This is a genomic window from Aeromonas sp. 1805, from assembly GCF_013085525.1.
GTDB lineage: Bacteria > Pseudomonadota > Gammaproteobacteria > Enterobacterales > Aeromonadaceae > Aeromonas > Aeromonas hydrophila.
In genome coordinates, this window is record NZ_CP038515.1 from 2,508,872 (window position 1) to 2,535,432 (window position 26,561).

25 protein-coding genes are annotated in these 26,561 nt (G+C 61.9%); 15 read left to right on the forward strand and 10 right to left on the reverse strand.

What is annotated here, in order from left to right; genetic code table 11:
• Positions 1-34 precede the first annotated feature (34 nt).
• From hfq to E5E96_RS11895, 5 genes are all read left to right on the forward strand, one after another.
• A complete protein-coding gene (gene hfq / locus E5E96_RS11875; protein WP_011704864.1) occupies positions 35-298 on the forward strand; it encodes an RNA chaperone Hfq in 264 nt (87 codons plus the stop codon).
• 63 nt (positions 299-361) lie between these two features.
• Complete coding sequence (hflX, locus tag E5E96_RS11880; RefSeq protein ID WP_011704865.1) at positions 362-1,648, forward strand: ribosome rescue GTPase HflX; 1,287 nt, start codon at positions 362-364, stop codon at positions 1,646-1,648.
• A 91-nt stretch (positions 1,649-1,739) separates the two neighbouring features.
• A complete protein-coding gene (gene hflK, locus E5E96_RS11885) occupies positions 1,740-2,891 on the forward strand; it encodes an FtsH protease activity modulator HflK (RefSeq protein WP_016349609.1) in 1,152 nt (383 codons plus the stop codon).
• Positions 2,892-2,894: 3 nt separating this feature from the next.
• On the forward strand, positions 2,895-3,779 hold the full coding sequence (gene hflC, locus E5E96_RS11890; RefSeq protein WP_011704867.1) for a protease modulator HflC: 885 nt from the start codon (positions 2,895-2,897) through the stop codon (positions 3,777-3,779).
• Positions 3,780-3,890: 111 nt separating this feature from the next.
• The gene (locus E5E96_RS11895; protein WP_158197920.1) at positions 3,891-4,079 is read left to right on the forward strand and encodes a DUF2065 family protein; all 189 of its coding nucleotides are present in this window, start codon (positions 3,891-3,893) and stop codon (positions 4,077-4,079) included.
• 87 nt (positions 4,080-4,166) lie between these two features.
• Here the strand turns inward: E5E96_RS11895 and ispB are convergent, their stop codons facing one another.
• The gene (gene ispB / locus E5E96_RS11900; RefSeq protein WP_171282215.1) at positions 4,167-5,138 is read right to left on the reverse strand and encodes an octaprenyl diphosphate synthase; all 972 of its coding nucleotides are present in this window, start codon (positions 5,136-5,138) and stop codon (positions 4,167-4,169) included.
• A 242-nt stretch (positions 5,139-5,380) separates the two neighbouring features.
• Between ispB and rplU the strand changes: the two genes are divergently transcribed.
• The 5 genes from rplU to E5E96_RS11925 all read left to right on the forward strand — a co-directional run bounded on the left by rplU (position 5,381) and on the right by E5E96_RS11925 (position 10,990).
• Positions 5,381-5,692 (forward strand): 50S ribosomal protein L21, encoded by a 312-nt coding sequence (rplU, locus tag E5E96_RS11905; RefSeq protein WP_005304210.1) that lies wholly within the window; start codon positions 5,381-5,383, stop codon positions 5,690-5,692.
• A gap of 17 nt (positions 5,693-5,709) precedes the next feature.
• A complete protein-coding gene (rpmA, locus tag E5E96_RS11910) occupies positions 5,710-5,967 on the forward strand; it encodes a 50S ribosomal protein L27 (RefSeq protein ID WP_005339028.1) in 258 nt (85 codons plus the stop codon).
• Between the two features lie 190 nt (positions 5,968-6,157).
• Positions 6,158-7,360 carry an Obg family GTPase CgtA gene (cgtA, locus tag E5E96_RS11915; protein WP_011704870.1) on the forward strand — a complete coding sequence of 401 codons (1,203 nt, stop codon included), beginning with the start codon at positions 6,158-6,160 and terminating at the stop codon, positions 7,358-7,360.
• 393 nt (positions 7,361-7,753) lie between these two features.
• Positions 7,754-9,124 carry a YjiH family protein gene (locus tag E5E96_RS11920; RefSeq protein ID WP_016349611.1) on the forward strand — a complete coding sequence of 457 codons (1,371 nt, stop codon included), beginning with the start codon at positions 7,754-7,756 and terminating at the stop codon, positions 9,122-9,124.
• A gap of 171 nt (positions 9,125-9,295) precedes the next feature.
• Complete coding sequence (locus E5E96_RS11925; RefSeq protein WP_171282216.1) at positions 9,296-10,990, forward strand: AMP-binding protein; 1,695 nt, start codon at positions 9,296-9,298, stop codon at positions 10,988-10,990.
• 42 nt (positions 10,991-11,032) lie between these two features.
• On the opposite strand, the gene E5E96_RS11930 is transcribed toward E5E96_RS11925, so the two are convergent.
• The 3 genes from E5E96_RS11930 to E5E96_RS11940 form a co-directional block, all read right to left on the reverse strand.
• Positions 11,033-11,386, reverse strand: coding sequence for a hypothetical protein (locus tag E5E96_RS11930; RefSeq protein ID WP_171282217.1), 354 nt, complete (start codon positions 11,384-11,386; stop codon positions 11,033-11,035).
• 70 nt (positions 11,387-11,456) lie between these two features.
• Positions 11,457-11,807, reverse strand: coding sequence for a hypothetical protein (locus tag E5E96_RS11935; protein WP_024944334.1), 351 nt, complete (start codon positions 11,805-11,807; stop codon positions 11,457-11,459).
• 132 nt (positions 11,808-11,939) lie between these two features.
• On the reverse strand, positions 11,940-14,912 hold the full coding sequence (locus E5E96_RS11940) for an HD domain-containing phosphohydrolase (RefSeq protein ID WP_171282218.1): 2,973 nt from the start codon (positions 14,910-14,912) through the stop codon (positions 11,940-11,942).
• 155 nt (positions 14,913-15,067) lie between these two features.
• Between E5E96_RS11940 and E5E96_RS11945 the strand changes: the two genes are divergently transcribed.
• Both E5E96_RS11945 and E5E96_RS11950 read left to right on the forward strand, forming a co-directional pair.
• Positions 15,068-16,057: a luciferase-like monooxygenase gene (locus E5E96_RS11945; RefSeq protein ID WP_171282219.1), complete on the forward strand. Its 990-nt coding sequence runs from the start codon at positions 15,068-15,070 to the stop codon at positions 16,055-16,057.
• Positions 16,058-16,283: 226 nt separating this feature from the next.
• Positions 16,284-16,784 carry a 2TM domain-containing protein gene (locus tag E5E96_RS11950; protein ID WP_017410311.1) on the forward strand — a complete coding sequence of 167 codons (501 nt, stop codon included), beginning with the start codon at positions 16,284-16,286 and terminating at the stop codon, positions 16,782-16,784.
• A 259-nt stretch (positions 16,785-17,043) separates the two neighbouring features.
• Here the strand turns inward: E5E96_RS11950 and E5E96_RS11955 are convergent, their stop codons facing one another.
• Genes E5E96_RS11955 through lptD form a run of 6 tightly spaced genes read right to left on the reverse strand, consistent with a single transcriptional unit; the run spans position 17,044 to position 23,839 of the window.
• Positions 17,044-17,865 carry a symmetrical bis(5'-nucleosyl)-tetraphosphatase gene (locus E5E96_RS11955; RefSeq protein ID WP_171282220.1) on the reverse strand — a complete coding sequence of 274 codons (822 nt, stop codon included), beginning with the start codon at positions 17,863-17,865 and terminating at the stop codon, positions 17,044-17,046.
• A gap of 6 nt (positions 17,866-17,871) precedes the next feature.
• Complete coding sequence (apaG, locus tag E5E96_RS11960; protein ID WP_016349618.1) at positions 17,872-18,234, reverse strand: Co2+/Mg2+ efflux protein ApaG; 363 nt, start codon at positions 18,232-18,234, stop codon at positions 17,872-17,874.
• 4 nt (positions 18,235-18,238) lie between these two features.
• Positions 18,239-19,066, reverse strand: coding sequence for a 16S rRNA (adenine(1518)-N(6)/adenine(1519)-N(6))-dimethyltransferase RsmA (gene rsmA / locus E5E96_RS11965; protein WP_016349619.1), 828 nt, complete (start codon positions 19,064-19,066; stop codon positions 18,239-18,241).
• Entirely contained in the window at positions 19,056-20,051 is a 996-nt protein-coding gene (gene pdxA / locus E5E96_RS11970; RefSeq protein ID WP_171282221.1) for a 4-hydroxythreonine-4-phosphate dehydrogenase PdxA, read from the reverse strand. Before pdxA ends, rsmA begins: the two co-directional genes overlap by 11 nt.
• The gene (surA, locus tag E5E96_RS11975; RefSeq protein WP_171282222.1) at positions 20,051-21,349 is read right to left on the reverse strand and encodes a peptidylprolyl isomerase SurA; all 1,299 of its coding nucleotides are present in this window, start codon (positions 21,347-21,349) and stop codon (positions 20,051-20,053) included. The genes pdxA and surA overlap by 1 nt, the downstream gene beginning before the upstream one ends.
• A 30-nt stretch (positions 21,350-21,379) precedes the next feature.
• Entirely contained in the window at positions 21,380-23,839 is a 2,460-nt protein-coding gene (gene lptD / locus E5E96_RS11980; RefSeq protein WP_171282223.1) for an LPS assembly protein LptD, read from the reverse strand.
• A gap of 174 nt (positions 23,840-24,013) precedes the next feature.
• Between lptD and E5E96_RS11985 the strand changes: the two genes are divergently transcribed.
• Genes E5E96_RS11985 through djlA form a run of 3 tightly spaced genes read left to right on the forward strand, consistent with a single transcriptional unit; the run spans position 24,014 to position 26,539 of the window.
• Positions 24,014-25,024, forward strand: coding sequence for an aminoglycoside phosphotransferase family protein (locus E5E96_RS11985; RefSeq protein ID WP_171282224.1), 1,011 nt, complete (start codon positions 24,014-24,016; stop codon positions 25,022-25,024).
• A complete protein-coding gene (gene murU, locus E5E96_RS11990; RefSeq protein WP_171282225.1) occupies positions 25,021-25,689 on the forward strand; it encodes an N-acetylmuramate alpha-1-phosphate uridylyltransferase MurU in 669 nt (222 codons plus the stop codon). The genes E5E96_RS11985 and murU overlap by 4 nt, the downstream gene beginning before the upstream one ends.
• 19 nt (positions 25,690-25,708) lie before the next feature.
• The gene (djlA, locus tag E5E96_RS11995) at positions 25,709-26,539 is read left to right on the forward strand and encodes a co-chaperone DjlA (RefSeq protein ID WP_011704885.1); all 831 of its coding nucleotides are present in this window, start codon (positions 25,709-25,711) and stop codon (positions 26,537-26,539) included.
• Positions 26,540-26,561: the final 22 nt, after the last annotated feature.

Genomic DNA, 26,561 nt, shown 5'->3' on the forward strand with positions numbered 1-26,561 from the left:
GTGTTTAAAAACAACAAACTATAAGGAAAAGAAGATGGCTAAGGGGCAATCTCTCCAAGACCCGTTTTTGAATGCGCTGCGCCGTGAGCGGATTCCTGTTTCTATCTATTTGGTGAACGGCATCAAACTGCAGGGTCAGATCGAATCGTTTGACCAGTTTGTCATTTTGCTGAAGAACACCGTGAGCCAGATGGTCTACAAGCACGCCATCTCTACCGTGGTGCCGGCCCGTGCCGTCAACCACCACCAGCATGCGCCGGGCGCGGCTGGCGAAGAGCAGGGTGAAGCCGAGGCGTGATATCCCGGGACGAGGCGACTCGTCAACCCAGATTCATCATGATTCCTGTCAAGGAGCAAGCGCTTGTTTGACCGTTATGAAGCCGGCGAACAGGCCGTTCTGGTACATGTCAACTTCAGTGATGAGGGTGAGCGGGAGGATCTGGAAGAGCTCAAGATGCTGGTGAGCTCGGCCGGGGTCAATGCGCTGGGGGTGATCACCACCAGCCGCAGTGCGCCCAGCGCCAAATTTTTTGTCGGCAGCGGCAAGGCTGAAGAGATAGCGTCCCAGGTCCAGATGCTGGATGCCGACGTCGTCATCTTCAACCATGCCCTGACCCCTGCCCAGGAGCGCAACCTGGAGCGTCTGTTCCAGTGCCGGGTAGTGGACAGGACCGGCCTGATCCTCGATATCTTTGCCCAGCGCGCCCGTACCCACGAAGGCAAGTTGCAGGTCGAACTGGCCCAGTTACGCCATCTTTCTACTCGCCTGGTGCGAGGCTGGACCCACCTTGAACGTCAGAAGGGCGGGATCGGCCTGCGCGGCCCGGGTGAAACTCAGCTGGAAACCGACCGTCGCCTGTTGCGTGAGCGCATCAAGGCGATTTTGCGTCGGCTCGACAAGGTGGCCAAGCAGCGGGAGCAGGGGCGTCGTGCCCGCAACCGCAACGAGGTACCGACCGTTTCCCTGGTGGGTTACACCAACGCCGGAAAGTCCACTTTGTTCAACCAACTTACAGCTGCCAGCGTGTATGCTGCCGACCAATTGTTCGCAACCCTGGATCCGACCCTGCGCAAATTGGTGATCCAGGATGTGGGTGATGTGATTCTGGCGGATACAGTTGGATTTATTCGACACTTGCCCCATGATCTGGTCGCGGCCTTCAAGGCGACGCTGCAGGAGACCCGCGAAGCGGACCTGCTGCTGCACGTGGTGGACTGTGCCGATGAGCAGATGCAGGAAAATATCGAGTCGGTGCAGCAGGTGCTGGCCGAGATCGAAGCCGATGACCGACCCCAGCTGATGATCTGCAACAAGATCGACAAGCTGGGTGAACATCCGGTCGGGCTTGAGCGTGACGAAGAGGGGCGCCCGGTGCGGGTCTGGCTGTCAGCCCAGACCGGGGAAGGGTGTGCAGACCTGTTTACGGCCCTGACTGAATTGCTGGCCGGATCCATGGTGCACCACACCCTGCAGTTGCCGCCTTCGGCCGCCAGATTGCGCAGTGCGCTCTATCGCCTCAAGGGCATCGAGCAGGAAGGTTTCAGCGAGGAGGGGGATTTTGTGTTGGAAGTCCGCCTGCAACTGGCTGACTGGAACCGCCTCATGAAACAAGAAGGTGAGAGTTTACAACGCTTTATCAGGCATTGATTCGTCGATGAGATGAATGTTTGCTGGCTTCATCAACGGTTGATGGCCCGATAGAGATGATATCCATCCGCATGTATTAATGGAGACGCTGATGGCTTGGAATGAGCCTGGTAACAACGGCAAAGACCGTGACCCCTGGGGGAACAACGGCAAGAATCAGGGACCCCCTGATTTGGACGAGATGCTGCGCAAGGTGAGCCGCCGTTTTGGTGGTCTGCTCGGTGGCGGCAAGTCTGGTGGTGGCGATGTAGGCAAGTTTGGCCTCTCCATCGCCCTGGTAGTGGCGGTAGTGGTGTGGGTCGTCAGCGGCTTCTATACCATTCGTGAAGCCGAGCGGGGCGTGGTGCTGCGCTTTGGCGAATACTCCCACAACGTGGATCCCGGCCTGCGCTGGAAGCCGACCTTCATCGACCGGGTGATCCCGGTGGACGTGGAATCGGTCCGCTCCCTGCCGGCTTCCGGCTTCATGCTGACCCAGGACGAGAACGTGGTGCGGGTCGAGATGGACGTGCAGTATCGCGTGGTCGACCCGGAGCAGTATCTGTTCAGCGTGACCAATGCCGACGAGAGTCTGAGCCAGGCCACCGACAGCGCCCTGCGTTACGTGGTGGGCCACACCCGGATGGACGACGTGCTGACCACAGGTCGTGAGAAGGTGCGCCAGGAGACCTGGCAGGTGATCGACAGCATCATCGAGCCGTATCACATGGGTCTGCAGATCGTCGACGTCAACTTCCTGCCGGCACGTCCGCCGGAAGAGGTGAAAGACGCCTTCGATGACGCCATCTCCGCCCAGGAAGATGAACAGCGCTTCATTCGTGAAGCCGAAGCCTATGCCCGTGAAGTGGAGCCGAAGGCCCGTGGCCAGGTCAAGCGTCTGGAGCAGGAGGCCGAAGCCTACAAGTCCCAGATCGTGCTGAAGGCCAAGGGTGAAGTCGCTCGCTTCAACGAGTTGCTGCCCCAGTATCAGGCTGCGCCCGAGCTGACCCGTGATCGTATCTACCTGGAGACCATGGAGGAGCTGTATCAGCAGGCCAACAAGGTGGTGGTCGACATGCCGGCTGGCAACAACAGCATGATCTATCTGCCGCTCGACAAGCTTTCCGGCAAGGCGACCGCAGTGCAACCGGCTCGTCCGGCAGGTGCGCCTGTGGTGGAACAGACCCCGCCGTCCAACGAAGGGGCCAACTCCACTCCGACTCCGCTGCGTAGCGGCGACCGTTTCAGCTCAGGGAGAAACTAATAGATGAAAAAGATAGCTATTGGTGTCATCGCTGTGGCCGCCATGGTCTGCTTCTCGTCGGTCTTCATCGTCGATGAAGGCCAGAAGGGCATCGTCGTGCAGTTCGGCAAGGTGAAGCGGGTCGACTCCGGTGAGCCGCGCCTGTACGAGCCGGGCCTGCACTTCAAGGTGCCGCTCATCGACCAGGTACGCAAGATGGATGCCCGCATCCAGACCCTGGAAGGCCAGGCGGATCGCTTCGTTACCTCGGAGAAGAAAGACCTCATCATCGACTCCTACGTGAAGTGGAAGATCGAGGACTTCTCCAAGTACTACCTGGCGACCGGTGGTGGCAACAAGATCCAGGCCGAAGACCTGCTCAAGCGCAAGATCAACAACGGTCTGCGTTCCGAGATCGGTAACCGCACCATCAAGGACATCGTCTCCGGTGAGCGCAGCACCGTGATGGAAGATGCCCTGATGAAGATGGCGCGCTCCTCCGAGCTCGGCATCAAGGTGGTAGATGTGCGCATCAAGCAGATCAACCTGCCGGTGGAAGTCTCCAGCTCCATCTATCAGCGGATGCGTGCCGAGCGGACTGCGGTAGCCCGCGAGCATCGCTCCCAGGGCCGCGAGCAGGCCGAGATCCTGCGCGCCGACATCGACCGCAAGGTGACCGTGATGATCGCCGACGCCGAGAGTAACGCCCGTCAGCTGCGTGGTGAAGGGGATGCCGAGGCCGCCAAGATCTATGCCGACAGCTACAAGAAAGACCCCGAGTTTTTCAGCTTCGTGCGCAGCATGGAGGCCTATCGCAAGAGCTTTGCCGGTGGCAATGACCTGATGGTCCTCAAGCCGGACAGCGAGTTCTTCCGCTACCTCAAGTCGCCGCACGGCAGCAAGCAGTAAGCGAGTCGCAATAACACCCAAGGGCCTGATGATTCAGGCCCTTTTGTTTGCCGGTCGGGGGCTTGCCGGTGCTCCGGCAGCTTGTGGACCTGGTGGTTGAGAGGAGAGGTGATGCTGACATCCATCTTGATGGGGCTGGGCTTGCTGTTGCTGTTCGAGGGGCTGGGACCGCTGCTGATGCCGCGCGCCTGGCAACAGATGCTGCGGCTGCTGAGCGAGCAGCCCACCGAGCAGCTGCGCCGCATCGGCGGCTGTCTGGTGGTGGCCGGGGCCGTGATTCTGTGGGTGCTGGCGCGTTAGAGGATGGAGCTGAGTGAGCCAGACTGTGTTTGCCGGACAATAAAAAAGAGGCCAAAGGGCCTCTTTTTTATTGTGCTCCGACTGGCATCAGGCGCTGCGCTGCACCGCCATGTGGGCCAGTGTTGCCAATGCCTGTTTGTGCTGAGAGTCCGGCAGGATGGCGAGGGCCGCGATGGCTTTGTCGGCCTCTTCCCGAGCCCGCATGCGGGAGTATTCCAGGGCGCCGGTACGGTCGAGGATGGCCAGGATCCGGTCGAGGTGTTCCATGCCGTTGCGGTGCTCGATGGCATCGCGCACCAGCTGGCGCTCATCCGGGCTACCCACTTCCATGGCCCGCAGCAGCGGCAGGGTCGGCTTGCCTTCGGCCAGATCATCGCCGACGTTCTTGCCCATCTCGTCGCTCTGGGAGCAGTAGTCCATCACGTCGTCAATGATCTGGAAGGCGGTGCCCAGATACTTGCCATAGTCGGTCATGGCCTGCTCGACGGGCGCGGGCTGATGGGTCAGCACGGCAGCGAGTCGGGTGGCCGCCTCGAACAGCTTGGCGGTCTTGCAGTAGATGACCGTCATGTAGCTCTCTTCGGTGGTATCCGGATCGTTGCAGTTCATCAGCTGCAACACTTCCCCTTCGGCGATGGTATTGGTGGCATCGGAGAGGATCTCCATCACCCGCAGGTTGGAGAGCTCGCTCATCATCTGGAAGGAGCGGCTGTAGAGGTAGTCGCCCACCAGCACGCTGGCGGCATTGCCGAACAGGGCGTTGGCGGTTTCCCGGCCGCGACGCAGGTCGGATTCGTCGACCACGTCGTCGTGCAGCAGGGTGGAGGTATGAATGAATTCGATGATGGCAGCCAGTTTCAGGTGATCTTCACCTTCGTATCCCAGTGAGCGGGCGGCCATGACGGTCAGCATGGGGCGCATCCGTTTCCCGCCTGCACTGACAATATAGAAACCCAGCTGGTTGATCAGGCTGACATCGGACTGGAGTCTCGCCAGGATCAGTTCATTGACCGCCGTCATGTCGGCGGCACAGAGCGCACGGATAGTCTGTTGGTCCATAAGTCTCGTAACGTGACGGCAGTGATGACTGCGATTTTAGCAATGGCGGGGATTCTACACGATTTCACAATGGGTTACAGTTAAGCGTTTGTTCACGGCGGCAGATATGCGCACAAAATAAACTTTTTGCTAAATTGGCCTTGCCTGAGCAAATCGATTTGCGTAGAATGCCGGCCCATTGTTATAGGTTTTTGCGCGTGTCTGGCCTTGAGCAAAAGACACGCCTTTACGGAGTTAATCAAATGTACGCGGTATTCCAAAGCGGCGGAAAACAACACCGTGTGGCCGAAGGTCAAATCGTTCGTCTGGAAAAGCTGAACGTTGAGACTGGCGCTACCATCGACTTCAACGAAGTGCTGATGGTTGCTGCAGGCGACACTTTTAAAGTAGGTGCTCCTTTCGTTGAAGGTGGCAAGGTTGTAGCTGAAGTTGTGGCTCACGGCCGTGGCGAGAAAGTGACTATCGTCAAGTTCCGTCGTCGTAAGCACCACCGTAAGCAAGCGGGCCACCGTCAGTGGTTCACTGAAGTCAAAATCACTGGCATCAGCGCTTAATTAGAGGAGTACGATAGATGGCACACAAAAAAGCTGGCGGTTCATCCCGCAACGGCCGCGATTCAGAAGCTAAACGCCTGGGCGTGAAGCGTTTCGGCGGCGAAACAGTTCTGGCTGGCAGCATCATCGTTCGTCAGCGTGGCACCAAGTTCCACGCCGGTACCAACGTTGGTCTGGGCAAGGATCACACCCTGTTCGCTACTGCGACTGGTAAAATCCTGTTCGAAGTTAAAGGTCCGCTGAACCGTAAGTACGTTAGCATCGTTGCTGAGTAATTACGGACCGCAAGGATCCGAAGCCCCGCCAACAGGCGGGGCTTTTGTTTTTCTGCAGCAGTTTACGAAAAAACGGCACGCAGCTGACCCTGGCTCTGAAAGGGCATGCTTGGCAAGATGCGTATCGCCCGCAGGGGTCTGTACCACTATAATTGCGTATCGGTTTTTCGAATTAAGGTGACGGTTACCTATGAAGTTTGTTGATGAAGTCCAGATTCGAGTCGATGCCGGTGACGGTGGTAACGGTTGTGTGAGCTTTCGCCGTGAGAAGTACATTCCAAACGGCGGCCCGGACGGCGGTGACGGCGGTGACGGTGGCGACGTATATCTGGTTGCCGATGAAAACCTGAACACCCTGATCGACTACCGTTTCGAGCGTTTTCACGCCGCCGAACGTGGCGAGAATGGCCAGAGCGCCAATTGTACCGGCCGTCGCGGCAAGGACAGGATCCTGCGCGTACCGGTCGGCACCCGCGCCAGCGATGAAGACACCGGCGAACTGCTGGGTGACCTGACCCACCACGAGCAGAAACTGCTGGTCGCCAAGGGCGGCTTCCACGGTCTGGGCAACACCCGTTTCAAGAGCTCCGTCAACCGGGCACCGCGCCAGAAGAGCAACGGTACCCCGGGTGAAGTACGCACCCTGAAGCTGGAGCTGTTGCTGCTGGCCGACGTCGGCATGCTGGGTCTGCCCAACGCCGGCAAGTCCACCTTCATCCGCGCCGTCTCCGCGGCCCGTCCGAAAGTGGCCGACTACCCCTTCACCACCCTGGTTCCGAACCTGGGTGTGGTGCGTGGTGAGAACTCCCGCTCCTTCGTCATCGCCGACATTCCCGGTCTGATCGAAGGCGCCGCCGAAGGCGCTGGCCTCGGTATCCGCTTCCTCAAGCACCTCGAGCGCTGCCGCGTGCTGATCCATCTGGTGGACATCTGCCCGGTCGATGGTTCTGATCCGGCCGAGAATGCGGTGACCATCGTCCGGGAGCTGGAAAAATACAGCCCTGAGCTGGCGAGCAAGCCGCGCTGGCTGGTGTTCAACAAGATGGACCTGATCCTGGAAGAAGAGGCGCAGGAAGTGATGGATCGCGTCAAGACCGCCCTCAATCATGAAGGCCCTGTCTACGCCATCACCGCCATCAGCAAGGAAGGGACCAAGAAGGTCTGCTACGACATCCTGGACCTGCTGGACACCATGCCCCGTCAGCTGGCGGAAGATGCCAAAGACGCCATCGAGAAGGTGGAGTTCAAGTGGGACGACTACCACAAGAACCAGCTGGCCAAGGCTGAAGCCGATGCGCTGGCCGCCTCCAAGGCGTTTGATGAATCGCTGGACGACGACGAGTGGGACGACGAAGACGATGATGGCGTGGAAGTCATCTACGTGCGTGACTGACCCGCATCCCGTGCGCGGTCATGGCGCCGCCACCCGGTGCTGAGAAACCGGAGCCTTCCCAGGCTCCGGTTTTTTTATGGGGATCGACCGGATCACCATATAGATATATTTCTCATGTCACTTATTGCCTGCCAACCGCAACTGATTATACTGCGCACCTGAATGTAACCTTGCTGAAACAATATGCTAACCAATTGCAATGAATTGATATGCGTATCTGCTTGCGTGCATTCTTATGGAAGGTTTGCCTGTATAAATATTTATGCTTGAAATGATCCATTAAAAGCTTGTTTGTGCATTTTATTGGGGTATTCTTGCGCCCGTTTTGCCGGGCGAGAGCATGGATATGCAGGTTTGCCTGGCTAAGGAAAAGTAACATTAAGGCTGTAGACCATGCTGGAAAAGACTCTGCAAGCACCTGCGCTCAATACCCGCCGCAACGTGCTGATGTTCCTGGTCCCGTCACTCATCGGGATCCTGCTGTTCATGACCCCCGTCATTTATGACGGAAACGTCACCATCCCTGTGGCCGTGCTGGCGAAGCTGGTACAGACGGTGTTCGCCGATTATCTGGTGGCCATGGTCAGCGCCATCATCACCACCACCATGCTGATGACGCTGGTAGCCTGGCTGTTCAAGCCGGCGATCCTGGTCAGACGCCCCTTCCTCAACAGCCTGTTCAACGTCTCCCCCTTCTGGGCCTGCGTGCGGGTGCTGGGCGGCATCTTCGTGCTGCTGACTTTCTTCGAGGCGGGCCCGGCAGCCCTGCGCTCCGATGCGACCGGCGGCCTGGTGCTGCACGATCTGCTGCCGGTGCTGTTCTCCGTCTTCATCTTCGCCGGCCTGCTGCTGCCCTTGCTGCTCGATTTCGGTCTGCTGGAGTTTGTCGGCACCATGATGACCCGCATCATGCGCCCGGTGTTCCGTCTGCCCGGTCGCTCCGCGGTGGACTGTTTCGCCTCCTGGCTGGGGGATGGCAGCGTCGGCATCCTGCTGACCAGCAAACAGTACGAAGGCAAGTTCTACACCCAGCGGGAAGCGGCCGTCATCGGCACCACCTTCTCCGCCGTCTCCATCACCTTCTGCCTGGTGGTGATCTCCCAGGTTCGGCTGGAGCACATGTTCGTGCCCTTCTACCTGACCGTCTGTCTGGCCGGGGTGGTGGCCGCCATCGTGGTGCCCCGTCTGCCGCCGCTCTGCTGGAAGAAGGATGTCTACAGCGACGGAACTCCCCTGTGCCGCAAGCAGGAGTCGGTGCCGCACCAGCACAGCGTGCTGAGCTACGGCTATGAGCGGGCCCTGACCAAGGCCGAGGGCATGACCGACATGGGGGCTGTGGCGCGGGAAGGGGTGAAGAACGCGCTGGACATGATCTTCGGCGTGCTGCCGGTGGTGATGGCCATCGGCACCTGCGCCCTGATGCTGGCCGAGCACACCTCCATCTTCAACTGGCTGGGAGCCCCCTTCGTGCCCTTGCTGGAGCTGCTGCAACTGCCGGAGGCGGAAGCGGCCTCCAAGACCATCATGGTGGGCTTCGCCGACATGTTCATCCCCGCGGTGCTGGCTTCCACCATCGAGAGCGACATCACCCGCTTCGTGATCGCCGCCATGTCGGTCACCCAGCTCATCTACATGTCGGAAGTGGGCGCCCTGCTGCTGGGCAGCAAGATCCCGGTCAAGTTGTGGGAGCTGTTCGTGATCTTCCTGCTGCGTACCCTGATCACTCTGCCGGTCATCGCCGGGGTGGCCCACCTGCTGTTCTGAGCCGGCTCGCACCTTGTCACACGGTCAACTTCGGTTGGCCGTTTTTTATGGCCGACATTAGACCAAAGTGAGTCTTTTACAGGTCTTGTTTTTACATTAATGTAACAGGCTGCAAAAACACGCCAGCCGAGCAGTAGGCACGTCCAAACCTATGTGGCCAGGAGTCACCCCATGACCTCACTGCTCAGCTACCGGGCCGGTCCCTGCGATCAGCCGCTGCTTCACCAGACCATAGGCGCCTACCTGCAACAGGTGGCGGAACGTTTCCCCGACCGGCCCGCAGTGGTGGTGCGCCACCAGCAGATCCGCTGGAACTACCGTGAATACCTGACCCAGATAGACAGGTTGGCGCTGGGCCTGCTGGCGCTCGGGATCCGGCCGGGGGAGCGGGTCGGCATCTGGTCGCCGAACAACATCGAGTGGTGCCTGGTGCAATTTGCCACGGCCCGCATCGGGGCCATCATGGTCTGCATCAACCCCGCCTACCGCAGTTACGAGCTGGTCTTTGCCATCAACAACGTGGGCTGTCGCGCCCTCATCTGTGCCAGTGCGTTCAAGGGTTGCGACTACCTCGCCATGCTGGGGGAGTTGGCGCCAGAACTAGAGCACTGCCCACCTGGCCACCTTGCATCATCCCGGCTGCCGAGCCTGGAGATGGTGATCCGGCTCGGGGAGGAACAAAGCGCCGGCATGCTCAACTTCCCCGAGGTGCTGGCACTGGGCGACCAGCAGGAGCCGGCCTGGCTGGCCCGGGTGGCGGCCACCCTCAAACCCGATGACGCCATCAACATCCAGTTCACCTCTGGCACCACGGGCAACCCCAAGGGGGCAACCCTCAGCCACAGCAACATCCTCAACAACGGTCGCCAGGTGGCGCAAGGCATGGCGTTCAGCGAGCAGGACCGGCTCTGCATCCCGGTGCCGCTCTACCACTGTTTCGGCATGGTGCTCGGCAACCTGGCCAGCATCAGCGTGGGGGCCTGCGCCCTGTTTCCGGCCGAAGCCTTCGATCCGGCGGCCACCCTGCGGATGGTGAGCGAGGAGCGCTGCACCGCCCTGCACGGGGTGCCGACCATGTTCATCGCCGAGCTGGAGCTGGCGGAGTTTGACCAGTTCGATCTCTCCTCCCTGCGCACCGGCATCATGGCCGGTGCCATCTGCCCCGAGCCCTTGATGCGCAAGGTGCAGACCCTGATGCACATGACCGAGGTGACCATCGCCTACGGCCAGACCGAGTGCAGCCCCATCAATCACATGACCGCCATCGATGCGCCGCTGGACAAGCGGGTCACCACGGTCGGCCGCGCCATCGGCCACACCGAGATCAAGCTGGTCGACCCCAGCGGAGAGATAGTCGCCATCGGCGAGCGGGGCGAGATCTGCTGTCGCAGCAACGGAGTGATGCAGGGGTACTGGCAGGATCCGGTCAAGACGGCGGAGACCATCGACCAGGAGGGGTGGCTGCACTCGGGGGACATCGGCATCATGGATGAAGAGGGCTATGTGCGGATCGTCGGGCGCAGCAAGGAGCTGATCATCCGCGGTGGCGAGAACATCTATCCGCGCGAGATCGAAGAGCGTCTGTACGATCATCCGGCGGTGCAGGATGCGGCGGTGTTCGGGGTCGACAGTGAGCGCTATGGCGAAGAGGTGTGCGCCTGGGTCAAGCTCAGGCCCCGCCAGGAGGCCAGCGAGGAGGAGCTGAAACAGTTCCTGGCGGCCCGCATCGCCTATTTCAAGGTGCCCAGATACATCCGGTTTGTGGAGGAGTACCCCATGACGGTGACCGGCAAGCTGCAAAAATTCAGGATGCGGGAGCTGATGAGTGACGAGCTGGCCCGCCAGCACGCCGAGGCGACGGGCTGAGTGGCGGTGACAACGGAAAAAGGGCCTGCGGGCCCTTTTTCGTCAGAGTCCAAGCGGATGTGGTTGTGCCGGTGTGCGGGGGCACTGTACCAGCAGCATGTGGGTGGTGAAGGTGCTGGTCTGGGGGAAGCCCGGGCTAAATCCCGTCACCGGATCGGCGACCCCCATGCTCATCTGGTGAGTGGTGATGGTGCGCTTGCTTCGAGCGACTTCCTGATAGCCGTGGGGGCAGCTCAAGAGTGCCTGTTGCTGGCACTCCTCTGGCGCGCCGCACTCGATCTGGAAGCGTTGCTGGGCGGGATTGGCGGAGGGAAGTTCCCTGACGGTGGCGGACGCCGGCAGCAGGGCGCAGCCGGACAGCAAGATGCTGCCCAGCAGCCATATTCTGGGTGACATAAGAGGCTCGTTCTCGGTGAGACAAGAGAAGGGCCGGCCTGGATCTCCCGTGCCGGCCGCGAGGTGCGGATCAGCGCGGCGTGATGCCCATATCGACCGGACACTGGATGGTCAGGGAGTGGACCGTGTTGGCGACGCGATAGGGCTTGGCCGCCTTGTAGACCTTCTTGTCTTCGTCGTAGCTGCCCCCCAGATACTGGGTGCTGTAGAGCGTCTGCTGGCGGCGATCGGTCTCCTTGTAGCCCTGCGGGCAGGTCTGGTTGGCCTGCTGGAAGCAGGCCGTCATGCTGCTGCACTCGATGTAGAAGCCGCGCTGGCTGGCATCGGCCAGGTGCACCGGGGTGACGGTGGGGGCGGGGGGAGACAGCAAGGAGCAGCCGGACAGCGTCAGCGCGCCCAGCACAATGAGATGTTTTGACATAGATAACCTGAACAGTGTGGTGTGACAAAGAGTGAGGGGGAGTCTATTGCTCCCCCTTCGCTATAGGGGCACCGTTATAACCAGCCGGGGGCGCTCAGGCCAGCCCGCAAATGTAAGAAAATATGACCCGCCCTAGGCCAGTGCGGCCAGCAGGGCGGTTTCATCCACCGGATCCAGCTGCTCGGGGGCGAGGAAGCGCTCGGCATAGTCGTGCCAGATGCCGCTGCTGACAAACAGAGCAAACAGGGCGGGATCGATGTGCTGCTCGCGCACCATGCTCTGCATGATGGCCAGCGACTGGGAGACCGTCTTGCCCGATTTGTAGGGGCGATCGCTGGCGGTCAGCGCCTCGAAGATGTCGGCGATGGCCATGATGCGGGCGGGGATGCTCATCTGGCTGCCCAGCAGCTGGCGCGGATAGCCCTTGCCGTCCATCCGCTCGTGGTGGCCGCCGGCAATCTCGGGCACGCTGCGCAGATGGCGGGGGAAGGGGAGGCGTTCGAGCATGCGGATAGTCTGGATGATGTGCTCGTTGATCTTGTAGCGCTCCTCCTCGGTGAGGGTGCCGCGGCCGATGGCGAGGTTGTAGCGCTCGCCACGGTTGTAGAGGTGAGTGGGCACTCGCACCTTGAAGCCCCAGGGGTTGCGCTCGTCCAGCTGATCGTGAACGGGGCGGGGGATGAGGTGGGCGGCCTTGTCCGCCAGCAGGGGTTCGACGCAGGGCTGCGGCGCGGCCGGCTCGTTCTGGCGCAGCTTGAGCTCCTCCCGGCTGATGCCGAGCCGATCGTCCAGGGTGCGCAGCCAGGTGCGGCTGGCGATGGCATCCAGCCTGGCCAGCTTCTCTGGCGCCATCCACTCACCGCCCAGGTTGCACTCGGCGACGAAGGCGAACTCCTGATCCAGGGTGCTCCAGAGAGGGGCCACCTCGCTCCTGGCCGCTTCCCGCTCCGATGCCGGCAGGCGGGCCGCCAGCGCTTCGATATAGCCGTCGCGTTTGAGCACCTCGAAGCGGGTGCGGATCTCGTGGATCCGGTCGTAGAGGGTCTCCAGCTTGGTGGCCTTGTCCACCACGAACTCGGGGGTGGTCACCTTGCCACAGTCGTGCAGCCAGCTGGCGATATGGATGGCCTCCCACTCCTCCTCGTTGAGCCGAAACTCGGCGAACGGCCCCTGCTGCTGGGCGCAGGCAGCTTCGGTCAGCATCCGGGTCAGCTCCGGCACCCGCTGGCAGTGGCCGCCGGTGTAGGGGCTCTTGGCGTCGATCGCGCCAGCCATCAGCTCGATGAAGGATTCCAGCAGCTGTTTCTGTTCCTCCAGCAGGCGCTGGTTCTCGATGGCGGAGGCCGAGGTGCCCGCCAGCGCCTCGATCAGGCTGATGCGCGAGGCCAGCTCGCGGGCCGGGCAGTCAGGCAGGATCAGCAGCAGGCAGCCGCTCAGCTCCTGGCGATGGTTGCGCAGCGGCTCGGCCACCAGCTGGCAGGGGCCGGGGAAGGGGCCCCAGTCGGCCAGATACTGCTGCCAGCCACTCTGGTCGATGGCGAGGCTGAGCCGCTCGCCCCGGGCCAGCTCGCCAAACAGGGCCTGCTGCCAGCGGATCTGTCCGGCCGGCAGCGGAGCTTGGTGCCACAGCGCCTGTACCGCCACCATGCCCCGCTCCTGGGAGAGATAGAGGCACCCGCCTTCGGCCTGCACCGCGGCGATGGTCTCATGCAGGATGCGGCTGAGCAGGGAGTCGAAGCGGTGTTCGGCCGCCAGTGCCCGCCCCATGTTCATGAAGTTGCCTAGGGTCAGCCGCATGCCGGACATGGTGCGGGCCAGATCGTCGATCTCGCGGATGGCCGACTCGGGGACCCGGCTCTCGCCAAAATCGAAGTGCTGGATCCGCTCCGCCTCCTTGGTGAGCGCCAGCAGCGGGGTGGCGGTACGCCGCGAGACCAGCCAGATCACCGGCAGCAGCAACAGCAGGCCCGCCAGTGCCCAGCCCAGGTTGACCAAGGCTTCGTCCCGGGCCTGCTGATAGAGCAGGTCGGCCGAGACCAGCAGGGCGATATGGAAGGGGGAGTCGGTCCCGAGGGGGGCGAGGTTGACCAGCCAGTCACTGCCATCGGCGGCGGTCAGGTTGAGCTCCGCCGGCTCGCTCAGCAGGGTGGGCTGGCTGATGATACGCTGCTGCAGATCCGGCAGGGCCGGGTGAGGCAGGGTCGCCAGCATGGGCAGCTGGCTCAGTTGCTCGAAGCTGGGCAGGTGCCTGGGGTCGGCAGCCAGCAGGGTGGCGTATTCATCGAACAGGATCACCTGGCTCTGGGCGGGCAACTGCAGCTTGCCGATCAGGGCCGACAGCCCCTCGACACTGGTGTCGAGTCCGATCACGGCGCGCCGATCGTCGCTCTCCACCGCCAGCGTCATGCCTGGCTCCTTGGTGGTGAAGAAGAGATAGGGACTGGTGGTGGCGATCCCCGCGCGCCAGCGGGCCTGCTTGTACCAGTCGCGGCTGCGGGGATCGTAGCGGTAGTTCGGCATGGGGCGGCGCTCGAGCAGGGTCAGCCGTTGATCGAAATAGAGAAACTCCCCCTTGCCCTGGCTGAGGCTCTGCACCAGCAGGGTACTGGCGGTCGGTACGCCCCCCAGCTGGGCTCTGGCCCGCTCGGTCAGCTTGCGTACCAGAAAGAAGTCGCCATCTTCGTAGCCGGCATAGACGGCCCCATAGCTGGGGCTGTTGGCCAGCACCTCCGCCAGTTGCGGCAGGTAGGCCAGGCGTTCGGTCAACGTCGTCATGGCGGCCAGCTGGCCGCTGCGCAACAGGCTGAGCGACATGCGGGCCGGTCGCTCGTTCAGTTGCAGGGCGAGGGCCAGCTGCTGGCGATACTGCAGGAAGTTCTGTCGCTCGTGCTCCAGTCCCTGGCGCGCCCCTTGCTGGAACTGCAAGGCGATGAGGGCACTGCCGAGCAGGGTGAACAGCAGGATGAAGAGGGTGGCGATATGCACGTAGAAGGGTTTACGACCTGGCCTGGCAGTTGTCATGGACACATCCTTGTCACACGGGCGATTGCAGAGACGATCAGCTTGCAGTGTGCCAACAGGATGACAGAAAACACAATAACCCATTCATGGATATCGGGATGTGGCTGACGGAAACGGCGCCTGCCGGAGCTCTCGGTGCTCGCTCTGGCCAATTTTGCCGGCTGATCACGTGATTCATTCAGGTATCCCGTGCTACATTGCCCCACTTGTTACTGGTCTGTGAATCAATGGAGTGACCCATGTCTGCCATCCCCTATTCCGTACTCGATCTGGTGCCCGTGGCCGAAGGCTCCCAGCCGGCCGAGTCGTTTCGCCGCTCGCTGGACCTGGCCCGTCATGCCGAACGCCTGGGCTATTGCCGCTACTGGCTGGCCGAGCACCACAACATGCCGGGCATCGCCAGCGCCGCCACCTCGGTGCTGATCGGTCATCTGGCCGGCGGTACCAATACCCTGCGCATCGGTGCCGGCGGCATCATGCTGCCGAACCACTCGCCGCTGGTCATCGCCGAGCAGTTCGGCACCCTGGCTTCGCTCTATCCGGATCGCATCGATCTGGGGCTTGGCCGTGCGCCGGGCACCGATCAGCGCACCATGCGGGCGCTCAGACGCCAGCGCAGCGGTGAGGTGGATGACTTCCCGGCCGATGTGCGCGAGTTGATGGATTACTTTGGCGACGAGGTGGGGGCGGTGCAGGCGGTACCGGGGCAGGGGCTGCATCTGCCCATCTGGCTGCTGGGTTCCAGTCTCTACAGCGCCCAGCTGGCGGCGGCCATGGGTCTGCCGTTCGGCTTTGCCTCCCACTTCGCCCCCGCCATGCTGCTGCAGGCGCTGGAGATCTACCGCGCCCAGTATCGCCCCTCCGCCCGCTGGCCCAAGCCCCATGCGGTGGTCTGCATCAACATGATCGCCGCCGACAGCGAGCGGGAGGCGCGCTTCCAGTTCACCACCCTGCAGCAGCAGTTCCTGCGCCTGCATCGCGGCAACGCAGGCAAGCTGCCGGCCCCCGTCATCGAGCTGGGGGAGGAGTGGTCGGAGCACGAGCTGCTGGCCATGGAGCAGACCCTGGCCCGTTCGCTGGTGGGCAATCCGGACCAGATACGTCACGGCCTCAAGGCGCTGCTGGCGGAAACCCGGGCCGACGAGCTGATGTTCAACGGTCCCATCGTCGATCATCAGGCTCGTCTGCGCTCTTTCGAGATTGCCGCCGAGTTGATGCAGGCGCTATAAGCTCGCCTGCCCGATACCAAGGCGCTATCTTGCACAAAGCGCCGCCTCTGTCGCCCTGCTGTCAGGTGATCGAAAGGGGGGAGGGAAGGCTGAGTTTTTGAGCACGCTCTTTTATCTAATGCACTGAATCCAAAGGAAAGTCAGGTTGGTGTCAGGGCGCTGTCGTGGCCCATGGCACCCGCCGGCCCCTATGCTGGCCCCGTCAATCAACCACAAGGAGTTCGAGATGATCGTCAGGAAGTTGAGATTGCAGCGGGGCTGGTCACAGGAGCAGTTGGCCGCCTTTACCGGCCTGAGCGTTCGCACCATACAGCGGATCGAGCAGGGCCAGCAGCCCGGACTGGAATCCCTCAAGGCCCTGGCCGCCGTCTTTGAGCTCGAGGTGGCGCAACTTGACGGTACAAGCCAACAGGAGCACGAGATGAGAGGGAGTGACACGATGGAACGGGATGAGATACGGGTATCGGTAGAGGAGCGGGCCGCCATGCGTTATGTGGAGGGGCTCAAGGGCTTCTATTATCACATCGCCAGCTACCTGCTGGTGATTTGCGGGCTGTTTGTCATCAACTACCTGAGCAACCCGGGCTATATCTGGGCCTGGTGGCCGGCGCTGGGCTGGGGGCTGGGATTGATCTCCCATGCCATCAACCTGTTCCAGCCGTTCAAGCTGTTCGGGCCCGAGTGGGAGCGGCAACAGATCGAGAAGCGGTTGGGGCGCAAGCTCTAGGGTGAGCGATGCACCATAAAAAACGGGCCCGGCAATGCCGGGCCCGTTTTGTTTTATTGCCTGCCACCTGCGCCACCTGCTTGGTGTGGGTGGGACAGAAGAGTTATCAAGGCATCATCTTTATAGTGAGGTGCTGATCACTCAGACCCAGCCTCTTATCGTCACTTGGCGTAAGTGGTACAGGGGGTGGCGATCAGGGCGTCATCTTCATAGCGCCGCAGGGTGAGACACTGATTGCTCAGACACAGCCCCCTTATCGTCACTTGGCGTAAGTGGGACAGGGGGTGGCGATCAGGGCATCATCTTCATAGCGCCACAGGGTGAGGCTGTTGCCCCAGACACAGCCGGTGTCCAGCGCCTTGATGTCCTGCTTGCCGGTGTTGCCCATCAGGGCCGCCCAGTGGCCGAACACCAGGATGGGGTCATCCACATGGTGCTCGCGCTGCTCGAACCAGGGGCGCAGGCCCGGGGTCGACTCCTTGGGGCCCTTCTTGCATTTGAAGTCGAGCCGGCCGTCGAAATAGCAGAAGCGCATCCGGGTGAAGGTGTTGATGATGTAGCGGTAGCGTTCGATCCCGACCAGATCGTCCTGCCAGCCATCCGGCTGATCGCCATACATGTTGTGCAGCAGCCACTGGTACTGATCGCCACGCAGCAGGCTTTCCACCTCGCGGGCGCAGTTGCGGGCGGTGCGGGCGTCCCACGCCGGGGAGATACCGGCATGCACCATCATGATGGGCAGGTCGGGGTGCTCCGCCAGCAGTGGACGGTGGCGCAGCCACTCCAGCAGTTCGTCCCGGTCCAGTGCCTCCATCAGCTCCTGCAGCTTGTCTTTCTTCTTGAGCGGGGCGACGCCATCGGCGACCGCCAGCAGGTGCAGATCGTGGTTGCCAAGTACGGTGACGGCCCGGTTGCCCAGCCCCTTGACGAAGCGCAGGGTATTGAGCGAGTCCGGGCCGCGGGCGACCAGATCGCCGCACAGCCAGAGCACGTCGTTAGCGGGATCGAACTCGGCCAGATCCAGCAGACGGCGCAAGTCGTCGTAACAGCCCTGGATATCGCCAACAAAACAGTTCGCCATGAAACCTCAGTTGATAATGTGGGGGACGGCCAGCGTAAAGGGCGCGATGGGCGCCTCGAATTGCTGCCCCGACTCGTCTTGCAGGGTATAACTCCCTTCCATCACCCCAAGCGGAGTGGCCAGCGGTACGCCGCTCTGATAGCGGAAGGTCTCTCCCTCTGCGATCACCGGCTGCTCGCCGACCACGCCGGGGCCTTCGACTTCCAGCATCTTGCCATTGGCATCGGTGATGAGCCAGCGCCGGTGCAGCAGCTGCGCCGGGCCCGGCCCCAGGTTCTCGATCTCGATGAGATAGTGGAACTGGTAAGGGTCTTTGGAATCCGCCACATAACGGGGGTATGGGCGGATGACTATGTGCGGAGTGGCCACGGGATCAGGCCTGTTGCTGATCCGCCAGCCAGTTGGCGATCATGACGAACTGCTCGAGGGAGAGGTTCTCCGGGCGCAGGTTGCCATCGATACCAAGCTCGGTCAGCTGGGCGTCCGTGATGAAGTTGGAGAAGCTGTTGCGAATGGTCTTGCGACGCTGGCCGAAACCCTCGGTACAGACCCGGTTCAGGCAACGAATGTCTTTCGCGACGATGGTCGGGTTCTTGTGCGGGATCAGACGCACCACGGCGGAATCCACCTTTGGCGCCGGCTTGAAGGCGCCAGGGCCCACTTCCAGCACAGGCACCACCTGACAGTAGTACTGGGTCATCACGCTCAGTCGGCCATAGGCCTTGCTGCCGGGGCCGGCGGCCAGACGCAGCACCACTTCCTTTTGCAGCATGAAGTGCATGTCCTCTACCCGGTCGGCGAACTCGCACAGGTGGAAGATGAGCGGGGTGGAGATGTTGTAGGGCAGGTTGCCGAAGATGCGCAGCGGCCCCTTGCCTTCCCCCATCAGGGTGCCGAAGTCGAAGCGCATGGCATCGGCCTCGATGACGGTCAGCTTCTCCTTGAGGGTCGGGTGTTCGCGCAGGCGCGCGGCCAGATCCCGGTCCAGCTCGACCACGGTCATCTTGTCCATCTGGGAGGCGACCGGCTCGGTCAGCGCGGCCAGACCCGGGCCGATCTCCACCAGATTCTGACCCGGCTGCGGATTGATGGCGGCCACGATCTGATCGATCACGTAGCGATCGTGCAAGAAGTTCTGACCGAAACGCTTACGGGCGGTGTGGCCCATGTGCACCTTGTTGCTCTGCACCTTACTGCTCATATCTTTTTTTCTCTACCATCTTGATGGCGTGGTTGATCGCGGTGATCAGGCTGCCCGAGTCGGCGAGGCCCTTGCCTGCCAGATCCAGTGCGGTGCCGTGATCCACCGAAGTGCGGATGAAAGGAAGTCCAAGGGTGATATTGACCGAACTGCCGAAGCCCTTGTATTTGAGCACGGGCAGCCCCTGGTCGTGGTACATGGCGAGTACCGCATCCGCATCCTTGAGGTATTTGTCCTGGAACAGGGTATCGGCCGGCAACGGGCCGACCAGATCGATCCCCTCCTGGCGAAGGCCTGCCAGGGCGGGTTCGATCACGTCAATCTCTTCACGGCCGAGATGGCCGCCTTCCCCGGCGTGGGGGTTGAGGCCGCAGACGTAAATGCGGGGCTTGGCGATGCCGAATTTGCTCTTGAGATCCTCATCCAGGATGCGGATCACCTTGCCGAGCCGATCCTCGGTGATGGCCATCGCCACATAGGCCAGCGGAATGTGGGTGGTCGCCAGCGCGACCCGCAGTCCCTCGGTTGCCAGCAGCATCACCACGTCGGCGGTGCCCGACTGCTGGGCAAAGAACTCGGTGTGACCGCTGAACGAGACGCCAGCCTGGTTGATGATCCCCTTGTGCACCGGCCCGGTCACCACGGCGGCAAACTCGCCGCTCATGTTGCCGTCGCAGGCGCGCTGCAGGGTGGCCAGCACGTAGGCGCCGTTGCCCTCGTCGAGCATGCCCGGCACCACGGCAGCGCCGAGGGGAACCGGACAGACGGTCAGAGTGCCCGCCCGCTGCGGGCGGGCAGGCTGATCGGCATCATAGGGTTGCAGCTCGACGGGCAGCCCCAGCAGGGCGGCCCGCTCGCGCAGCAGCGCCGGATCGGCGATCACCACCAGCTGGTGCGGCCAATCCTGCTGGGCAATCTGCAGCACCAGATCCGGACCGATCCCGGCCGGTTCACCCGGGGTGATGGCGAGACGACGACAACTCATCAGCTGCCGGCGCCTTCGATCTGGATGTAGGCCTCGTCACGCAGCTCGTCCAGCCAGGCCTGGGACTCTTCGGTGAAGCGACGGTTGTAGATCAGCTGATAGGCGCGCTGCTCCTGGGCCTTGTTGGTGGCATCCTGGCTGCGGCGCTCTTCCAGCTGGACGATGTGCCAGCCGTGGGTGGTGCGGAAGGGTTCGCTGATCTGGCCCGGTTGCAGCCGGTTGACCATGTCGCGGAACTCCGGCACATAGACATTGGGATCAGACCAGCCCAGTTCGCCACCCTGCACTGCAGAGCCCGGATCCTCGGAGTATTTCTCCGCCAGGCTGGCGAAGCTGGCCTGGCCGCTCTTGATGTCGTGCAGGATGCCGTCCAGCATGCCCTTGGCTTTTTCTTCGCTCAGGATGATGGAGGGCTTGATCAGGATGTGGCGAGCGCGCACTTCGGTCTGCACGACCTGCTGCTGGCCCTTGGTGTCGAACACCTTGATGATGTGCAGGCCGGCACCGGAACGCAGCGGGCCGACGATGTCGCCCTTCTTGGTGCCTTGCACTGCCTCGGCCATCAGGGTCGGCATCTCCTGCGGGCTCATCCAGCCCCAGTCACCCCCTTCCAGCGCCTTGGGTCCGCTGCTCTCGGCAATGGCCATCTTGCGGAAGTCGGCACCCTGCTTGAGGGCGGCCAGGATGCGTTCAATCTTGCTCTTGGCGGCGTTGAGCTGCTCGGCGCTCGGGTTGTCCGGCAGGGCAACCTGGATGTGGCCGACATGGTATTGCTGCTGTTGCTGACCCTGCTTGGCGAGGATGTCGACCACCTGCTTCACCTCCTGCTCGGAGATGTTGATGCGGCGGCGCACCTGGTTGCGGCGTACCTCGTTCATCAGAATTTCGCGGCGCACCTCTTCCCGATACTGGGCATAGGTCAGCCCTTCACGGGCCAGCTGGGCCCGCAGCTGATCCAGGGTCATCTTGTTGTCGGCGGCGATGCTCTGGATGGCCTGCTCCAGCTGGGTATCGCTGATCTTGAGGCCCTGACGATCCGCCAGTTGCAGTTGCAGGCTCTCCTGGATCAGCCGATCCAGCGCCTGTTTGCGCAGGGTGGCGTCATCGGGCAGGGACTGGCCGCTTTCCTGGGCAGAGGCCTTTACCTTCTGCACCAGGGCTTCCTGCTGGCTGGCCAGCACCACGTCCTTGTTGACCACGGCAAGCACCTTGTCCATCAGTTCGGGGGCGGCGAAGGCACCCTGGCTCATGGCTCCGAACAGGCCTGCAGTCAGCAGGGAAATCAACGTCTTCTTCATATCCATCTCTCAAGGCGTTTGCCAGACCGCTTATTGGTCTCGCAGGTTAAACGGACGAATGTAAGGCAGTGCTTCGGTGTCCAGGGAGGTGCCCTTGGTGCCGGTACCCACGCTACCCAATCCTTTCATTTCAAACTGAATACCGAAACTGCGCTCGGCTGTGGACGTATTGTTCACGTTGTTGGGCGTATTGACCCACTCCAGGTTGAAGTTGATGCTCCAGCAGCAGGAGTCGTACTTCAGACCTACCTTGCGGTCAGACTTCACGCTCTGATTCAGCTCCTGATAGTAACCCCCGTACAGGTGCCACTGATCGTTGAGCGGTGTGGTCAACAGCAGGCCGATCTGGTTGAGGTCGGTGACCTCGTTATTGGTGTTCGGCACAAGGTTGGCATCGCGCACGAAACGATGGTTCAGCTGGCTGATCAGCTTCTCGCGGCGATACTCGACGGCACTGTTGGCAGAGCTGAAGCGACTCTGGTCCACATCATATTGCGCGCCGGCATGGGCAAACCACTGCTCGTTGATCTTGGCATCCCCCTCGAAGGAGAGCGGAGAGCGGGTATTGGTGGTCAGAGCATCGCTGGGATAGAGCTTGACCCTGGGCGCAACAAAATCGAAAGCTTGGGCAACGGCTAGCCGAATTCGTTCATCACCAGCCTCATCATATACCCGGCTGGTGACACCGACTGACAGGCGGTTGGAGTCGCTGATGCGATCCAGACCGGCGTAGCGGCGATCGCTGAACAGGCTGTAGTAGTCCTGGCGCATATTGGTGGAGTCATAGACACCTATGTTGTCCTGATCCTTGTAGGGCACATAGAGGTACTGGAACTCCGGCTCTAGGGTCTGGTTGGCATCGCCGCCGAACCAGTTCTGGTTGCGCTCGAAGGTCATGCCGCCCTTGAGACGGAAGGAGGGCAGGGTGCGGGTGATGATCCCTTCGTCCAGAGTGACGTTTTCTTGTTTGCCTGTTCCTGTGTTAACACCTTTGGAGCTGGGATCAAATTTGTCACGGAAGGCTTGGCTCATGTTGTCCGGCACTTCCTGATCGTAACGGGTGTACATCAGCTTGTACTGGCTGTCGAGGTAGTAACCGGCCTCGTCAATGAGCGGCATGGTCAGGGTCGGGGCCGTGTAGACCCGGGTGCCGGTGTAGGCGCCGCCCTTGTTCTGCTCGATTGCCTGGGCATTGTTGTAACCGAACTTGGTGATCTCGGTGTTCCAGGCGAGATCGTACCAGCTGCCTTGCTGGTAATAGTTGTGGTCGATGCGCGGCATCAGCTCGTGGGGCTGCTGGGCGCTGGCCAGCAGGATCTGGTATGTGCGTACCTCGGTGTTGATGTTCCAGTTGGGCTGGAAGTAACCGGCCATCAGGGATTGCTGCAACTGGTTGTCGACCTGGGTGCCCACCTTGGGGGAGAAGTCGTTGAAGTAGTTGTAATCCCGATCCCGCACCTTGGTGTAGTCCACCGAGACCCGCATCGCATTGTCCATGAACATGGAGGTATGACGGGCGTTCAACAGGTAGCGATGACCATCGGAGAGGTAATCGTTGAGACTCGGCGTCTCGTCGTACTGCTTGTCGTTGGCCAGGTTCTCGAAATAGAGGCTGCCGACATGGGCCGGATCCGGCATGTAGCGGAACTCGACCTGCTCCATCAGGCCCCGTCTGTCCATGAAGCGGGAGGTGATGGTGGCATCGTAGTTCGGGGCTATGTTCCAGTAGAACGGCTGGGTGATGTCCATGCCGTTCTTGGAGCTCTGGGTATAACCCGGGTAGAGCAGGCCCGTCTTGCGTTCATCCTTGATCGGGAAGTTGATGTACGGGAAGTAGAACACCGGGTAGTCGTAGAGCCAGAGACTGGCGTTCCAGGCCTCCCCGAACACCTCGGTCTGATCGATGTCGATGCTGCCCGCCTTCAGGGTCCACACTTCCTGACCCGGCGGGCAGGTAGTGTACTGGGCCCCTTCCAGGGTGATGTTCTGGTTGTTGTTGGTCATGGTGACCCGGTCGGCTGAGCCGCGCACCGGCGAGCCATGCACCTGATACTTGCCCTCTTCCAGCTCGGAGTTCTTGGTATCTAGGTTGGATTTCAGGGTCTTGTCGCTGGTGACCGTGATCTGGCCATCGTTGTAGTAGATGTTGCCGATGGCGATGACGTCCCGGCTCTTCTGATCGAGCTCGGCATAGTCGGAATCGAACTTGCGCACGCCCTGGCGCACCTTGACGTCACCCTGGTAGACGGCGGTGCCGCCCTGCTTGGCTTCGAGCCGATCGGCATCCACTTCCACGGGTTGGGCGTTGGCGTCCTTGCCGGGCGCCAGCTTCTCAATCTTGGGGACATAGTCATAGCAGAGCCCGTCCAGGATCCCGGTGGCGGGCGGCGGCGTCAGCGGCGCCGCCTGCACGATGGCCGGGGTCAGGGCTGGAACAAGGCTGATGGTCAGGGCGATGGGATAGGAGTATCCCAGTGTCCGTTTTGTCATGTGAAAGACTCGCGCAATCCGTGGTAGCTACGGCTGATTCAAGACATGCATTTTACGACAGGATTCATCGAGTTGACATTGCATGTCATTGCTTTATGTTAGCCGGCAATGATAAAGCATTATTGCGGCCAGGGCTAACAGCCAAGTGCTGCTTTCCAATTTGGTCCCCGACTTATGCACGATCGCGATTCCCTCTTGTTGCACTGGGCGCGCCGGATTTCCGGTGATGCCAGCCTGCAGTTGACCCTCATTTCCGGTGACGCCAGTTTTCGCCGCTACCACCGTGGCGGTGGTCTGATCTGGGTGGATGCCAATCCTAAAACCGAAAAAAATCATGAGTTTGTCCGCAATGCCTCGGCCTTGAACGCCGGTGGCCTGCTGGCTCCCGAGGTGCGGGCGGTGGACTACGAGCAGGGTCTGCTGGCGGTGACGGATCTGGGGGACATCCAGCTTATCGGCTGCCTGAATGCAGACAACGTGCTGGCCTGGTACGGCAAGGCCATCGCGCTGCTGCCCCGTCTCGGCGCTGTTGAACTGGACCTTGAGCCTTTTGATGCCGCCTTTATGGCGCGGGAGAACAGCATTTTCCCCGAGTGGCTGCTGGGTCACCATCTGCAACTGACCCTGAGCGATGAAGAGCAGCAGTTGCTGGCTGAGACCTTCGCCTGCCTCACCGAGAACAACCTGGCCCAGCCGCAGGGGGTGATGCACCGGGATTTTCACAGCCGCAACCTGATGGTGTGCGGCGGCGAGACCCCGGCCGACAGCCGGCTGGCGGTTATCGATTTCCAGGACATGGTCATAGGCCCGCTCAGCTATGACCTGATCTCGCTGCTGAAAGACTGCTACGTGCGCTGGCCGGACACGGTGATCGAGCAGGGCATGCGGCTCGGGTTCGACACCCTGCAGCAGGCCAGGCTGCTGGGCGAGCTCGATTACGCCGCGTTTCGTCGCGCCGCTGATCTCACCGGCATGCAGCGCCACCTCAAGGCGGCGGGCATCTTCACCCGCCTCTACCACCGCGATGGCAAGTCCGGCTACCTCAAGGACATTCCCCGCACCCTCGGCTACGTGGTGGATGTCTGCCACAGCCATGGCGCGACCTACCCGGTGCTGGCCCGCTTCGGCCAGTGGCTGGTGCAGGTGGTGCTGCCCGGGCTGGCCCGCACCGGAGTAACGTCATGAAGGCGATGATCCTGGCCGCCGGTCGCGGCGAGCGGATGCGTCCGCTCACCGACAGCCTGCCCAAGCCGCTGCTGGCGGTGGGGGGCAAGCCGCTCATCGTGCACCATATCGACAAGCTCAGGGATGCCGGTGTGACCGACCTGGTCATCAACCACGCCTGGCTCGGCCACAAGCTGGTAGAGGCCCTCGGCGATGGCCGTCAGTTCGGCGTCGACATTCAATGGTCGGCGGAGGAGAGCGCGCTGGAGACCGCCGGCGGCATCGTGCAGGCGCTGTCGCTGCTGGGGGCTGAGCCGTTTCTGGTGATCAACGGCGATACCTGGCTCGATCTGGACTACCGCACTCTGGTGACCCAGCCGCTGGGCACGGATCTGGCCCACCTCTGGCTGGTGCCCAACCCGCCGCAACATCCGGCGGGGGACTTTGCGCTGCAGGCGGGCAAGGTGGTCGATAGCCCGGCGCTGACCTTCAGCGGAGTCGGACTCTATGATCCCGCCGCCTTTGCCGGACTCACGCCGGGAGCGCGCAAGCTGGCGCCTCTGCTGCGAGAGTGGATGGCGCAGGGCCGGGTGGGCGGCAGCCTGCTGGCCGGCGAGTGGCGCGACATCGGCACGGTGGCGCGGCTGCAGGCGCTGGACGATCAGTTGCAAGGACGCACTCATTAATTTCACGAGGTCTTGAACCATGCGTATTTGGGGTAAGGTGCTTGGCGCCTTCTTCGGTTTTCTGCTCGGCAACATCTTCGGTGCCTTGCTTGGCCTCTGGATAGGCCACCGTTTCGACCGTGGCATGGGCTTGAATTTTCGCCGCGCACCCACCCAGCAGCAACAGGCGGTCTTCTTCCACGCCACCTTCGCCGTCATGGGCCATATCGCCAAGGCGAGCGGCCAGGTGACCGAGCAGGAGATCCGGGTCGCCTCCAACCTGATGGACCGGATGCGGCTGGCAGGTGAGCAGCGGGCTCGCGCCCAGGAGTCGTTCCGCCAGGGCAAGGAGGCGGACTTTCCGCTGCGGGAGACCCTGGCCGAGTTTCGCCGTGCCAGCCAGGGCCAGCGCGATATCCTGCGCTTCTTCCTCGAGGTGCAGCTGCAGGCCGCGTTCGCCGATGGCAAGGTCGAGGCCAACGAGCGCGCCATCCTGCACACCATCGCCGACGAGCTGGGCTTCAGCCGCATCGAGCTGGCCCGCATTCTGGCGATGGCCGAGGCGCAGATGAACTTCTTCAACCGGGCGCACGGTGGCCAGTATCAGGATGGCGGTCACGGCGGGCAGCAGTACCGGCAGGAGGCCCCCTCCCGTGATCGGCTCAAGGATGCCTACCAGCTGCTGGGGGTGAGCGAGAGCGACAGCGATCAGGAGATCAAGCGTGCCTACCGCAAGGAGATGAGCAAGCATCACCCGGACAAGCTGGCCGCCAAGGGCTTGCCGCCGGAGATGATGGAGATGGCCAAGGAGAAGACCCAGGAGATCCAGCAGGCCTGGGAGTGGATCCGCGAGGCGCGCGGCATTCGCTGAGCGCCCCTTCGTCAGCCATAAA

Excerpts from the sequence above, each read along its gene's own strand:
- E5E96_RS11945 (WP_171282219.1), top strand. The coding sequence starts at position 15,068 with ATGTCTGCCATCCCCTATTCCGTACTCGATCTGGTGCCCGTGGCCGAA.
- murU (WP_171282225.1), top strand. The coding sequence starts at position 25,021 with ATGAAGGCGATGATCCTGGCCGCCGGTCGCGGCGAGCGGATGCGTCCG.
- E5E96_RS11985 (WP_171282224.1), top strand. The coding sequence starts at position 24,014 with ATGCACGATCGCGATTCCCTCTTGTTGCACTGGGCGCGCCGGATTTCC.
- hfq (WP_011704864.1), top strand. The coding sequence starts at position 35 with ATGGCTAAGGGGCAATCTCTCCAAGACCCGTTTTTGAATGCGCTGCGC.
- surA (WP_171282222.1), bottom strand. The coding sequence starts at position 21,349 with ATGAAGAAGACGTTGATTTCCCTGCTGACTGCAGGCCTGTTCGGAGCC.
- E5E96_RS11950 (WP_017410311.1), top strand. The coding sequence starts at position 16,284 with ATGATCGTCAGGAAGTTGAGATTGCAGCGGGGCTGGTCACAGGAGCAG.
- rpmA (WP_005339028.1), top strand. The coding sequence starts at position 5,710 with ATGGCACACAAAAAAGCTGGCGGTTCATCCCGCAACGGCCGCGATTCA.
- E5E96_RS11930 (WP_171282217.1), bottom strand. The coding sequence starts at position 11,386 with ATGTCACCCAGAATATGGCTGCTGGGCAGCATCTTGCTGTCCGGCTGC.
- cgtA (WP_011704870.1), top strand. The coding sequence starts at position 6,158 with ATGAAGTTTGTTGATGAAGTCCAGATTCGAGTCGATGCCGGTGACGGT.
- rsmA (WP_016349619.1), bottom strand. The coding sequence starts at position 19,066 with ATGAGCAGTAAGGTGCAGAGCAACAAGGTGCACATGGGCCACACCGCC.
- hflK (WP_016349609.1), top strand. The coding sequence starts at position 1,740 with ATGGCTTGGAATGAGCCTGGTAACAACGGCAAAGACCGTGACCCCTGG.
- lptD (WP_171282223.1), bottom strand. The coding sequence starts at position 23,839 with ATGACAAAACGGACACTGGGATACTCCTATCCCATCGCCCTGACCATC.
- E5E96_RS11955 (WP_171282220.1), bottom strand. The coding sequence starts at position 17,865 with ATGGCGAACTGTTTTGTTGGCGATATCCAGGGCTGTTACGACGACTTG.
- pdxA (WP_171282221.1), bottom strand. The coding sequence starts at position 20,051 with ATGAGTTGTCGTCGTCTCGCCATCACCCCGGGTGAACCGGCCGGGATC.
- E5E96_RS11940 (WP_171282218.1), bottom strand. The coding sequence starts at position 14,912 with ATGGGTTATTGTGTTTTCTGTCATCCTGTTGGCACACTGCAAGCTGAT.
- ispB (WP_171282215.1), bottom strand. The coding sequence starts at position 5,138 with ATGGACCAACAGACTATCCGTGCGCTCTGTGCCGCCGACATGACGGCG.
- E5E96_RS11925 (WP_171282216.1), top strand. The coding sequence starts at position 9,296 with ATGACCTCACTGCTCAGCTACCGGGCCGGTCCCTGCGATCAGCCGCTG.
- djlA (WP_011704885.1), top strand. The coding sequence starts at position 25,709 with ATGCGTATTTGGGGTAAGGTGCTTGGCGCCTTCTTCGGTTTTCTGCTC.
- E5E96_RS11920 (WP_016349611.1), top strand. The coding sequence starts at position 7,754 with ATGCTGGAAAAGACTCTGCAAGCACCTGCGCTCAATACCCGCCGCAAC.
- rplU (WP_005304210.1), top strand. The coding sequence starts at position 5,381 with ATGTACGCGGTATTCCAAAGCGGCGGAAAACAACACCGTGTGGCCGAA.
- hflC (WP_011704867.1), top strand. The coding sequence starts at position 2,895 with ATGAAAAAGATAGCTATTGGTGTCATCGCTGTGGCCGCCATGGTCTGC.
- E5E96_RS11935 (WP_024944334.1), bottom strand. The coding sequence starts at position 11,807 with ATGTCAAAACATCTCATTGTGCTGGGCGCGCTGACGCTGTCCGGCTGC.
- E5E96_RS11895 (WP_158197920.1), top strand. The coding sequence starts at position 3,891 with ATGCTGACATCCATCTTGATGGGGCTGGGCTTGCTGTTGCTGTTCGAG.